The sequence below is a fragment of the Streptomyces sp. B8-7 genome (genome assembly GCF_058833805.1).
The window spans coordinates 35497-48082 of record NZ_JBYRRL010000008.1; the positions used below are offsets into that span (position 1 = coordinate 35497).

Annotated in this window: 7 protein-coding genes and 1 riboswitch; of the genes, 5 read left to right on the forward strand and 2 right to left on the reverse strand. The window is 74.3% G+C overall.

What is annotated here, in order from left to right:
* Positions 1 to 52: 52 nt before the first annotated feature.
* Entirely contained in the window at positions 53 to 2509 is a 2457-nt protein-coding gene (locus AC5K6T_RS31405) for a DNA gyrase/topoisomerase IV subunit A (RefSeq protein WP_493214421.1), read from the reverse strand.
* A gap of 365 nt (positions 2510 to 2874) precedes the next feature.
* On the opposite strand from AC5K6T_RS31405, the gene AC5K6T_RS31410 reads away from it, so the two are divergent.
* The 4 genes from AC5K6T_RS31410 (at position 2875) to AC5K6T_RS31425 (ending at position 8104) form a co-directional block, all read left to right on the forward strand.
* Positions 2875 to 4308, forward strand: a complete 1434-nt coding sequence (locus AC5K6T_RS31410; protein WP_493214422.1) for a M16 family metallopeptidase — start codon at positions 2875 to 2877, stop codon at positions 4306 to 4308.
* A complete protein-coding gene (locus AC5K6T_RS31415; RefSeq protein WP_493214423.1) occupies positions 4305 to 5693 on the forward strand; it encodes a M16 family metallopeptidase in 1389 nt (462 codons plus the stop codon). The genes AC5K6T_RS31410 and AC5K6T_RS31415 overlap by 4 nt, the downstream gene beginning before the upstream one ends.
* Positions 5694 to 6167: 474 nt before the next feature.
* A riboswitch (cyclic di-AMP (ydaO/yuaA leader) is annotated at positions 6168 to 6358 on the forward strand.
* 12 nt (positions 6359 to 6370) lie between these two features.
* A complete protein-coding gene (locus AC5K6T_RS31420; protein ID WP_493214424.1) occupies positions 6371 to 7135 on the forward strand; it encodes a M23 family metallopeptidase in 765 nt (254 codons plus the stop codon).
* A 270-nt stretch (positions 7136 to 7405) separates the two neighbouring features.
* Positions 7406 to 8104, forward strand: a complete 699-nt coding sequence (locus AC5K6T_RS31425; RefSeq protein WP_493214425.1) for a GntR family transcriptional regulator — start codon at positions 7406 to 7408, stop codon at positions 8102 to 8104.
* A 368-nt stretch (positions 8105 to 8472) separates the two neighbouring features.
* Here AC5K6T_RS31425 and AC5K6T_RS31430 read toward each other — a convergent pair whose 3' ends face one another.
* Entirely contained in the window at positions 8473 to 8754 is a 282-nt protein-coding gene (locus AC5K6T_RS31430) for an HPr family phosphocarrier protein (protein WP_493214426.1), read from the reverse strand.
* A 531-nt stretch (positions 8755 to 9285) separates the two neighbouring features.
* Between AC5K6T_RS31430 and AC5K6T_RS31435 the strand changes: the two genes are divergently transcribed.
* A complete protein-coding gene (locus tag AC5K6T_RS31435) occupies positions 9286 to 12408 on the forward strand; it encodes a bifunctional acetate--CoA ligase family protein/GNAT family N-acetyltransferase (RefSeq protein WP_493214427.1) in 3123 nt (1040 codons plus the stop codon).
* Positions 12409 to 12586 lie beyond the last annotated feature (178 nt).

A 12586-nucleotide genomic window follows, 5' to 3' on the forward strand; every position in this document is an offset into this window, starting at 1 on the left:
CCTCGGCCGCCCCGTGCGGGCCCGCCCTCGCCCTCGTGCCGGCCGCGGTCCCTCAGGCCGGTCCCGCCACCGCCGCCACCGTCCTGGACAGCGACACGCCCGAGCCGTCACGGCGCGGATCGGGCTCGGGCAGTTCGGCCGGAGCGCCGTTCTTCTGCGCCGCACGGGCCGGCGCCGCGCCCGCCCAGCCCAGCGACAGGCAGTCCTCGCCCTTGAGGAACCGCTGGCAGCGCACCCCGCCCGTGGCGCGGCCCTTGCGCGGGAACTGGTCGAACGGGGTCAGCTTGGCCGTCGTCTGCACCGAGTCGTCCAGCGTGCCCCGCGAACCGGCGACGGTGAACACCACCGCGTCGAGGGCCGGATCCACCGCGGTGAAGCAGATGACCTTCGCGCCCTCGGTGAGCTTGATGCCCGCCACACCGCCCGCCGGACGCCCCTGCGGACGCACATGGGAGGCCTGGAAACGCAGCAGTTGCGCGTCGTCGGTGATGAAGACCAGGTCCTCGTCACCGGTGCGCAGCTCGACCCCGCCGACGAGGCGGTCGCCGTCCTTGAGGGTGATGACCTCCAGCTCCTCCTTGTTGCCCGGATAGTCCGGCACCACACGCTTGACCACGCCCTGCTCGGTGCCCAGCGCAAGTCCGGGGGAGGACTCGTCCAGGGTGGTCAGGCAGACGACCGTCTCCCCGTCGTCCAGCGAGAGGAACTCGGTGAGCGGAGCGCCGCCCGACAGGTTCGGTGCGGTGGCGGTGTCCGGCAGCTGGGGCAGGTCGACCACGTTCAGCCGGAGCAGCCGGCCGGCCGAGGTCACCGCGCCGACCTCGCCGCGCGCGGTGGCGGCCACCGCCGAGACGATCAGGTCGTGCTTGGCGCGGCGCCCCCCGGAGCCCGCGGGGAGCGGCTCACCGGTCGCCGTGCGGGCGAGCAGCCCGGTCGAGGACAGCAGCACCCGGCACGGGTCGTCGGCGACCTGGAGGGACACGGTCGGCGCCGGGGCGCCCGCGGACTCCAGCAGCACCGTACGGCGGTCGGTGCCGAACTTCTTGGCGACCGCGGCCAGTTCGGCCGAGACCAGCTTGCGCAGCTCCGCGTCCGACTCCAGGATCCGGGTCAGTTCCCCGATCTCGGCCGTGAGCCGGTCCTTCTCCGACTCCAGCTCGATCCGGTCGTACTTGGTCAGCCGGCGCAGCGGCGTGTCGAGAATGTACTGCGTCTGGACGTCGCTGAGGGCGAAGCGCTCCATCAGGCGCCGCCTGGCCTCGGCCGAGTTGTCGCTGGACCGGATGAGGCGGATCACCTCGTCGATGTCCACCAGCGCGGTGAGCAGGCCCTCCACCAGGTGCAGCCGGTCCCGGCGCTTGCCGCGGCGGTACTCGCTGCGCCGCCGCACCACCTCGAAGCGGTGGTCGAGGTAGACCTCCAGCAGCTCCTTCAGGCCGAGCGTGAGGGGCTGGCCGTCGACGAGCGCCACGTTGTTGATGCCGAAGGACTCCTCCATCGGCGTCAGTTTGTAGAGCTGCTCCAGGACCGCCTCGGGCACGAAGCCGTTCTTGATCTCGATGACCAGGCGCAGCCCGTGCTCACGGTCGGTGAGGTCCTTGACGTCGGCGATGCCCTGCAGCTTCTTCGACCCGACGAGATCCTTGATCTTGCCGATGACCTTCTCCGGGCCGACCGTGAACGGCAGTTCGGTGACGACGAGGCCCTTGCGGCGCGCGGTGACGGTCTCCACGGACACCGTGGCGCGGATCTTGAACGTGCCGCGGCCCGTCTCGTAGGCGTCGCGGATGCCGGACAGGCCGACGATCCGGCCGCCGGTGGGCAGGTCGGGCCCCGGCACGTGCCGCATCAGGGTGTCGAGGTCGGCGCCGGGGTACCGGACGAGGTGCCGGGCGGCGGCGACGACCTCGCGCAGGTTGTGCGGCGGCATGTTGGTGGCCATGCCGACCGCGATCCCCGACGCGCCGTTGACGAGCAGGTTCGGGAAGGCCGCGGGGAGCGCGACGGGCTCCTGCTCCTGGCCGTCGTAGTTGGGCGTGAAGTCGACCGTGTCCTCGTCGATCGACTCGGTCATCAGGCTCGTCGCCTCGGCCATCCGGCACTCGGTGTACCGCATGGCGGCCGGTGGGTCGTCGTTGCCCAGGGAGCCGAAGTTGCCGTGGCCGTCGACCAGGGGCACCCGCATGGAGAACGGCTGCGCCATGCGCACCAGGGCGTCGTAGATCGACGCGTCGCCGTGCGGGTGGAGCTTGCCCATGACCTCGCCGACGACCCGCGCGCACTTCACGTAGCCGCGCTCGGGGCGCAGCCCCATCTCGCTCATCTGGTACACGATGCGGCGGTGCACCGGCTTGAGACCGTCGCGGGCGTCCGGCAGCGCTCGGGAGTAGATGACCGAGTACGCGTACTCGAGGAAGGAGCCCTGCATCTCGTCGACGACGTCGATGTCGAGGATCCTCTCCTCGTACGCGTCGTCGGGCGGCGGGGTCTTCGTGCTGCGGCGGGCCATCGCTGCCGGCTCCTCTTTTCTGGGTGCTCGCCTGCGGGGCGCGTGCCGGTACCGGCGGGACGAGCGCGCCCGGACCGCCCGGACCGCACGCACTCGTCCGGCCGGCACCGGCACGCCCCGCCGGCTCGCGCCTTGCTCTGAAGCATGAACGGGTTCTGACGCGGACCATTGTGGACCTCGGCACCGACAACACCGGAACAGGACCCGGCACCGCCCGTGCGCGTGTGCCCGAAGGCTACGGGATCTCGCTCTCGGCGTACGGCGGGCGGGAACTCCGACGACGGCCCGCACGCTTGCATACAGTGGCAGGACCGGCAGGACAGCAGCGGTTTTCAGCGACCGCGACAGCCATCGAAGGGACGTACATGCCCATGGGTCACACGGCCACAGACCAGGCAGGCTCCGGGGGCCTGACAGCGACCGAGCACCGCCTGGCCAACGGCCTGCGCGTGGTGCTGTCCGAGGACCGCCTGACCCCGGTCGCCGCGGTGTGCCTCTGGTACGACGTCGGCTCCCGCCACGAGACCGAGAACCGCACCGGGCTCGCGCACCTCTTCGAGCACCTGATGTTCCAGGGCTCCGGCCAGGTCAGGGGCAACGGCCACTTCGAGCTGGTGCAGGGCGCCGGCGGCTCCCTCAACGGCACCACCAGCTTCGAGCGCACCAACTACTTCGAGACCATGCCCGCCCACCAGCTGGAGCTCGCTCTCTGGCTGGAGGCCGACCGTATGGGCTCGCTGCTCGCGGCCCTGGACGAGGAGTCCATGGAGAACCAGCGCGACGTCGTCAAGAACGAGCGTCGTCAGCGCTACGACAACGTCCCCTACGGCACCGCGTTCGAGAGGCTCACGGCCCTCGCCTACCCGGAGGGCCACCCCTACCACCACACGCCGATCGGCTCGATGGCCGACCTGGACGCGGCGACCCTGGAGGACGCGCGCGCGTTCTTCCGCACCTACTACGCGCCCAACAACGCGGTGCTGTCCGTGGTCGGCGACATCGACCCCGAGCAGACCCTCGCCTGGATCGAGAAGTACTTCGGATCCATCCCCGGACACGACGGCAAGCCCGCCCCCCGCGACGGCTCCCTGCCCGACGTGATCGGCCGGGAGCTGCGCGAGGTCGTCGAGGAGGAGGTCCCCGCGCGGGCGCTGATGGCCGCCTACCGGCTGCCGCAGGACGGCACGCGCGCGTGCGACGCCGCCGACCTGGCGCTGACCGTCCTGGGCGGCGGCGAGTCCTCCCGCCTGTACAACCGGCTCGTCCGCCGGGACCGTACGGCGGTCGCGGCCGGCTTCGGCGTGCTGCGCCTGGCCGGGGCGCCCTCGCTGGGCTGGCTGGACGTGAAGGCCTCCGGGGACGTCGAGGTACCGGTGATCGAGGCCGCCATCGACGAGGAGCTCGCCCGGTTCGCCGCCGAGGGCCCGACCGCCGAGGAGATGGAGCGCGCGCAGGCCCAGCTGGAGCGCGAGTGGCTGGACCGGCTGGGCACGGTGGCCGGCCGCGCCGACGAACTGTGCCGCTACGCCGTCCTGTTCGGCGACCCGCAGCTGGCCCTGACCGCAGTGCGGCGGGTGCTGGAGGTGACCGCCGAGGAGGTCCGTGAGGTCGCCGCCGCCCGGCTGCGCCCCGACAACCGTGCGGTGCTGGTGTACGAGCCGCTGTCGCCGGAGTCCGCAGAGCACACCGAGGACGAGGACTTCCCCGAGGACCCCGAGGCCGAGGCCACCGTCCAGGCCGGGAACCACGAGAGCCACGAGAGCCACGAGAACCACGAGCACGAGGAGACGGCCAAGTGACCGAGCTCGCCGCGATGGACTTCCACCCCATGCCCCAGGCGGGCGCGGCCCGGCCCTGGGCGTTCCCGGCGCCCACCCGCGCCACCCTCGGCAACGGCCTCACGGTCCTGCGCTGCCACCGGCCCGGCCAGCAGGTCGTCGCCGTCGAGCTGCTGCTGGACGCGCCGCTCGACGCCGAGCCGGCCGCCCAGGAGGGCGTGGCCACGATCATGGCCCGGGCGTTCTCCGAAGGCACCGACCAGCTCTCGGCCGAGGAGTTCGCCGCGGAGCTGGAGCGCTGTGGAGCGACCCTGGACGCGCACGCCGACCACCCGGGTGTGCGGATCAGCCTGGAGGTGCCCGTCTCCCGGCTCGCCAAGGCGCTCGGCCTGCTCGCCGACGCCCTGCGGGCGCCCGCCTTCGCCGACAGCGAGGTCGAGCGGCTGGTCCGCAACCGCCTCGACGAGATCCCGCACGAGCTGGCCAACCCGGCCCGGCGGGCGGCGAAGGAGCTCTCCAAGGAGCTGTTCCCGGCCGCCTCGCGCATGTCCCGGCCGCGCCAGGGCACCGAGGAGACCGTCGCCGCCATCGACTCCGAGGCGGTCCGCACCTTCTACGAGCGGCACGTACGCCCCGCCACCGCCACCGCCGTCGTGGTCGGCGACCTGACGGACGTCGACCTGGACGGCCTGCTCGGCGACACGCTGGGCGCCTGGAAGGGCTCCGCGGCCGCGCTCCGCCCGGTGCCGCCGGTGAGCGCCGACGACACCGGCCGGGTCGTCATCGTGGACCGGCCCGGTGCGGTGCAGACCCAGCTGCTCATCGGCCGGGTGGGCGCCGACCGCCACGACCGGGTGTGGCCCGCGCAGGTGCTCGGCACGTACTGCCTGGGCGGCACCCTCACCTCGCGCCTGGACCGCGTCCTGCGCGAGGAGAAGGGCTACACCTACGGTGTGCGGGCCTTCGGCCAGGTGCTGCGTTCCGCGCCGGACGGCTCCGGCGCGTCGATGCTCGCCATCAGCGGCTCCGTCGACACCCCGAACACCGGGCCCGCGCTGGCCGACCTGTGGAGCGTGCTGCGCACGCTCGCCGGGGAGGGCCTGACCGACGCGGAGCGGGACGTGGCCGTGCAGAACCTGGTCGGGGTGGCGCCGCTGAAGTACGAGACCGCCGCCGCCGTCGCCGGCACGCTCGCCGACCAGGTGGAGCAGCATCTGCCCGACGACTTCCAGGCGACGCTGTACCAGCGGCTCGCCGCCACCGGGACGGTGGAGGCCACCGCGGCCGTCGTCAACGCCTTCCCGGTGGACCGCCTGGTCACGGTCCTCGTCGGCGACGCGGCGCAGATCAAGGAGTCCGTGGCGGCGCTCGGGATCGGCGCGGTCAGCGTGGTGGCGGCCGAGTAGCACGGGGACGGCGCGGGTGGCGCGGGCCGTCCCCTGTCGTACCCCCGTGCCCGCGCATGCACGCGGGCACGAGGGTACGGGGGGGGACGGCACCGGGTGCACGGGTGCACGGGTGCACGGGCCACCGTGCGTACCGGATGCACGGGTGCACCGGCCGCGGTGCGTAGCGGGTGCACGAGTGCGCCGGCCGCGGTGCGTACCGGGTGCACGGGTGTGCCGGCCGCCGTGCGTACCCGTGCCGTCCGTCCCCCGCCGCCCGCCCCGCCGGGGCTCCGGTGACGCTTCGGCCCGTGGCGCCCCGGCACCTTCGGCGGTGCCTGATTTGTGGCCGCTTACCTCGAATTGAGGGGCAGGGGTTGCCTGTCCGTCCTGTGTCATGCGCTACACATCGGCCGATCGGTTTGGGGATCACCCGATGATCCCCTTAACGTCTTCCGGGCTGTCCGTCAGGCAGTGCGCCGCATCCGCGGCACCGGACAGTCATCGCCGAGTCCCCGTGCGGCGCGAGCCAGGGGAGCCGGGGACCCACCCCTGTCGCCGCCCCGCGGTGGACGGGGTCCACATCCCTGGGGTGAATCGGGTGCCCGCGCGTGCGTGGGAGCCCGTAGGAGACCTTCCTGCTCCGAACCCGTCAGCTAACCCGGTAGGCGAGAGGGAAGGAAAGGACCAGCCACCTCATGGCGTTCACCCGCGCCACCGGGAAGCACCGTCGTCCCACCCGCATCCGGCGCACCGGCGCCCGTGCGGCGGGCATGGCGGCGCTCACCACCACCGGTGTCATCGGCACTCTGGCCGCTCCGGCGCTCGCCGCCGAACCGGAGGCCGAGCAGACCGGCCTGCTGCCGGTGCTCACCCTCGGCGACCTGGCGGCCGACCAGGTCGGCGCGCAGGCCGCCGCGCAGAAGCAGGCCGCCGAGGAGGCGCTCGCCGAGCGGAAGGCCGAGGCCGCCGCCAGGGCGCGCGCCGAGGCGCGGGCCGAGGCCGCCCGCGAGGCGGAGGAGCGCGCCGCCCGCGAGGCCGAGCGCAAGCGCCTGAACACCTTCGTGACGCCGGTCGCCGGCTCCTCGGTCTCCACCGGCTACCGCGCGGGCGGCTCCGTCTGGTCCTCCGGCAGCCACACCGGTATCGACTTCCACGCCGCCACCGGTACGGTCGTCCGGTCCGTCGGCGCCGGTACGGTCGTCGAGGCCGGCTGGGGCGGCGCCTACGGCAACCAGGTCGTCGTCCGCATGCACGACGGCACGTACACCCAGTACGGCCACCTGTCCTCGCTGACCGTCGTCGCGGGGCAGCCGGTCGCCCCCGGTGCGCAGCTCGGCCTGTCCGGTGCCACCGGCAACGTCACGGGCCCGCACCTGCACTTCGAGGCCCGCACCTCGCCGGAGTACGGCTCCGACGTCGACCCGCTCGCCTACCTGCGCGCGCACGGCGTGGAGATCTGACCGGCGCACACCCGGTGCGAGCCGTGCTCGGCCGCAGTGCCCGGCGTACGCCCGCGTAAAAGCCCCTGCCGCTCCCGGCCGGGGCTTTCGGCGTTCCCTTCCGGTCAACGGGACGGCCGATCCGGTCGAATCGGCCGTTCAGGACGGTCGCATGAGCAAAAAATAGCCATGGAATCCGGCCCGCCGTCGGAAATTCGGCGTCATTGCCATAGAGTCGCTGAACACACGTCAATCGTCGGCGTTTCACGGGCATTAAGGCGGAGGTCGCTCATGCGTGTACCGGCGCATTCGGTGTGCACGGCGATCAGGGACGACATCGTCGCCGGTGTCCACGAACGCGGGAGCCGGCTCACCGAGGAAGTGCTGGCGCGACGCTACGGCGTCTCACGCGTTCCCGTCCGGGAGGCCCTGCGCACGCTGGAGGCGGAGGGCTTCGTGGTGACCCGGCGGCACGCGGGCGCGTGTGTCGCCGAGCCCACCGAGCAGGAGGCGGCGGACCTGCTGGAGATGCGCATGCTGCTGGAGCCGCTGGGGGCCGCCCGGGCCGCCCAGCGGCGCACCGAGGCGCATCTCAAGGTGCTGCGCGGGCTGGTCAGGCTGGGGCAGGAGCGGGCCAGACGCGGCAACAGCGAGGATCTGCGCTCGCTGGGCGGCTGGTTCCAGGAGACCCTCGCCCAGGCTTCCGGCAGTCCCGCCCTGATCGCGGTGCTGACGCAGCTGCGGCACAAGATCGCCTGGATGTACGCCGTGGAGCCCCCCGCCGCCGGACCGGTCGAGTCCTGGGCCGAGCGCGGCGCGATCGTGGACGCGGTGGCCCGCGGCGACAGCGAGCGCGCGCGGGCGATCACCGCGCTGCACGCCGAGCGGGCGGGGGCCGCGCACCGGCTGCGCGTTCCGGGCCAGCCGGACCGCGCGGACCGTGTGAGGACTTCGCAACATCCCGTAAACATGTCGGGTCCGCGGCCTTAACGCGTACGCCGTATACAAAGAGAGGATATCGGCGGCGGGGTTTTCCTGCGCTGCCGCTTTCCGCTTTTCCCGGTAATTCGGGGGTGCGTTGTTCGGCATGTCCGCGGAATGGCGGACGGGCCTTCCGGCGGGTGTGCCGGGTCGTCGCGGCCGGACGTTCCGCGGCGTGTGCCCGATGGTCGCGGCCGTGCGTCCCGAAACGGTGTCGGGCGGCGGCGGCCGCGCGTTGCGTGCGGTGTCCGCGTCCGCTCCCGCTCGGCCGTTCGTACGCCGCGGGGGAGAGGGCCGGGCACGCGGGGGAAGCGCCGAAGCCGTGGCCGCCGCCGCCCGGGGTGGCCACGGCTTCGGCGCGCGTCGCGCGGGCCGGCTCACACGGTCTCGGGGAGCTCCTCAAGGCCCTCGGCGACCAGCTTGGCCAGGCGGTCGAGGGCGACGTCCGCCCCCTCGGCGTCGGAGGCGAGCACGATCTCCTCGCCGCCCTGGGCGCCCAGGCCGAGGACGGCCAGCATGGAGGCCGCGTTGACGGGGCTGCCGTCGGCCTTGGCGATCGTCACGGGGACGCCTGCGGCGGTGGCGGCTCGGACGAAGATGGAGGCGGGGCGGGCGTGGAGACCCTCGGCCCAGCCGACGTTGACGCGGCGCTCAGCCATGTGATGCTGCCCTTCACTTGCTCAGGGTTGTCTAGACCAGTGTTCCACACCGGCCGGTGTGCCGGGAACGTGCCGCCTCCCGGGCCGTCCCGGCGTGGCGTACGAGCCCGGTCCTCCGGAGCCCGGCTGCGGCGTCCGGACCGTGACACGGCTCCGGGGGGCCCGGGGCCGTGCGCCGCCGCCCCACGGACCCCCGTCCCGGGCGCCGCGTGGCCCCCGGCGGTGGCCCTCGCCGCCGCTGCGCCCGTCCCTCGCCTCGGCCCCGGCCTCGGCCCTGGCCCCGGCCTCGGCCCTGGCCCCGGCCTCGGCCCTGGCCCCGGCCCTGGCCCCGGCCCCGGCCCTGGCCCCGGCCCCGGCCCTTGCCCCGGCCCTCGCCTCGGCCTCGGTCCGGCCCCGCCCGGGCCGCCGCCGGCCCGGCCCCGGCCCGTCCTCGCCTCGGCCGCCACCGCCCTGGCCCCGCCCTCCGGCCCGGTCGGATGTCCCGCGGACCGCCCCGCGCCGTCGCCGTGTGCGAGCCGTACGCTGGGCCCCATGCAGAGCGCGCCGGACCGGCACGAGTACCCCGCCCACTGGGAGGCCGACGTGGTGCTGCGCGACGGTGGCACCGCGCGCATCCGGCCCATCGCCGTCGACGACGCCGAACGCCTGGTCAGTTTCTACGAGCAGGTCTCGGACGAGTCGAAGTACTACCGCTTCTTCGCGCCCTACCCGCGCCTGTCGGCCAAGGACGTCCGCCGCTTCACCCACCACGACCACGTCGACCGGGTGGGCCTCGCGGCCACCATCGGCGGCGAGTTCATCGCCACCGTGCGCTACGACCGCATCGGAGCGGACGGACTGCCCGCGCCCGCCCCCGCCGACGAGGCCGAGGTGGCCTTCCTGGTGCAGGACGCCCACCAGGGGCGCGGGGTGGCCTCCGCGCTGCTGGAGCACATCGCGGCCGTCGCCCGCGAGCGCGGCATCCGCCGGTTCGCCGCCGAGGTGCTGCCCGCCAACACCAAGATGATCAAGGTGTTCACCGACGCCGGCTACACCCAGAAGCGCAGCTTCGAGGACGGCGTCGTACGCCTGGAGCTCGACCTCGAACCCACCGACCGCTCGCTCGCCGTGCAGCGCGCCCGGGAGCAGCGGGCCGAGGCGCGCTCGGTGCGGCGGCTGCTGGCCCCCGGCTCCGTCGCCGTCGTCGGTGTCGGCCGCACCCCCGGCGGCGTCGGCCGCGGTGTCCTCGGCAACATCCGGGAAGCGGGGTTCGCCGGGCAGCTGTACGCCGTCAACCGGGCCTTCCCGGACGACCTGGAGGAACTCGACGGGGTGCCGGCGCACCGCTCCGTCCGGGACATCCCCGGCCCCGTCGACCTCGCCGTCGTCGCCGTCCCCGCGCACCGGGTGCCCGAAGTCGTCGCCGAGTGCGGGGAGCACGGCGTGCAGGGCCTCGTCGTGATCTCCGCGGGGTACGCCGAGAGCGGGCCGGACGGCCGCGAGCGCCAGCGCGAACTCGTCCGCCACGCGCGCGCGTACGGCATGCGGATCATCGGACCCAACGCCTTCGGGATCATCAACACCTCGCCCGAGGTGCGGCTCAACGCCTCTCTCGCCCCCGAACTGCCGCGGCCCGGCCGCATCGGCCTGTTCACCCAGTCCGGAGCCGTAGGCGTCGCCCTGCTGTCCCGGCTGCACCGGCGCGGAGGCGGCGTGACCGGGGTCACCGGTGTGTCCACGTTCGTCTCGGCCGGCAACCGCGCCGACGTCTCCGGCAACGACGTCGTGCAGTACTGGTACGACGACCCGGACACCGACGTGGCCCTGATGTATCTGGAGTCCATCGGCAACCCGCGCAAGTTCACCCGGCTCGCCCGGCGCACGGCGGCGATGAAGCCGCTCGTCGTCGTCCAGGGTGCCCGGCACGGCGGAGCCGCACCCCAGGGGCACGCGGTACGCGCGACCCGGCTGCCGCACGAGACGGTCTCCGCGCTGCTGCGCCAGGCCGGGGTGATCCGCGTCGACACGATCACCGAGCTGGTCGACGCGGGGCTGCTGCTCGCACGCCAGCCCCTGCCGGGCGGCCCCCGGGTGGCGATCCTCGGCAACTCCGAGTCGCTGGGGCTGCTCACCTACGACGCCTGCCTGTCCCAGGGGCTGCAGCCGCTGCCGCCGCTGGACCTGACGACCGCCGCGTCCGCGCGGGACTTCCGGGACGCGCTGTCCCGGGCCCTGGCCGACGCGTCGTGCGACGCGGTGGTGGTGACGGCCATCCCGGCGATCGGGGAGGGCTCGCCCGACGATGCGGAACTGGCCGGGGCGCTCCGCTCGGCGGCCCGCGAGGTGCCGGGCAAGCCCGTGCTCGTCGTGCACGTCGAGCTCGGAGGGCTCGCCGCAGCGCTGTCGGCCGCGACGAGCACCGCCCCCCAGGCCGGTGCCCGGCCCGAGGCGCTGGACGCCGGCCCTCGCACCGTCCCCGGCCCCGTCCCCGGTCCCGGCCCCGTCCCCGGTCCCGGCCGCGTCTCCGGTCCCGGGGCAGGCGCCGGGGCCGATGCAGGCGCCGAGTCCGTCGCGGACGCGGCCCACCCGGCCCCTCCGGCCGGCCGACGGCCCGACGGGGCAGCGGCGGCGCAGGCCGGCGCGGCTCCTGCCGCGCCAGCGGCGGCCGGCACTCGAACCGGTACCGGAGCAGGCGCAGGCACCGGGCCCGAGACCGGCACCGGGAATGGCCCCGAGGCCGGCACGGAGGCCGGCACGGAGGCCGGCACGGAGGCCGGCCCTGCGGCGGGCACCGAGCCGGAAGCCGCCGCAGGCCGCCTCATCCCCGCCTACCCGGCCGCCGAGCGGGCCGTCCGGGCGCTGGCCGAGGCGGTGAACTACGCACGGTGGCGCAGGGAGGCCGCGGAACCCGGCCGGGTGCCGGAGTACGAGGACGTCGACGAGAGGGGCGCCGCCGCGCTGATCGACGGTCTCCTGGCACGCGGGCAGGGATTCACCCCGGGCACCGAGGAGACCTGCGACCTGCTCGGCATGTACGGCGTCCGGGTGCTGCGGGCCCTGCCCGCGCCGAGCGCCGACGCCGCCGCTGAGGCGGCGCGGACGCTCGGCTACCCGGTCGCCCTCAAGGCCACCGCGCCCCATCTGCGGCACCGCGCCGACCTGGGCGGCGTCCGCCTCGACCTCGCCGACGAGGAGCAGCTGCGACGCTCCTACGCCGAGCTGACCGGCCTGTTCGGGGCACCGGAGGAGCTGCGCCCGGTGGTGCAGCGGATGGCGCCGCGCGGCGTCGACACCGTCGTACGGGCCGTGATCGACCCGGCGGCGGGCGCGGTGCTGTCGTTCGGGCTGGCCGGGGCGGCCTCCCAACTGCTCGGCGACACCGCGCACCGGCTCGTCCCCGTCACCGACCGGGAGGCCGCCTCCCTGGTCAGAGCGATCCGGACGGCGCCCCTGCTGTTCGGCTGGCGCGGCTCCACCCCCGTCGACACCCCGGCCCTGGAGGAACTGCTGCTGCGGGTGTCCCGGCTGGTCGACGACCATCCCGAGGTGGTCGCCGTCACCCTGGAACCCGTCGTCGTCGCCCCACAGGGGCTGAGTGTCCTCGGCGCCTCCGTCCGTCTCGCTCCGCCGCCCGCCCGCGACGACCTCGGCCCCCGCACCCTGCCCGCGTACTAGGGCGTGTTTCGAAAGTCCCGCCTGCCTGGCGGCGTCTGGCACGCACGCTCGCCGCGTTGTCGGGCTTGCCCCGATACATCCAGTATCGGGGCGACCCTCCGCCTTGCGATCGCACGCACCAGACGCCGCCAGACCTGCCCTTCGGGCAGACGACGCTACTTTCGAAACACGCCCTAGA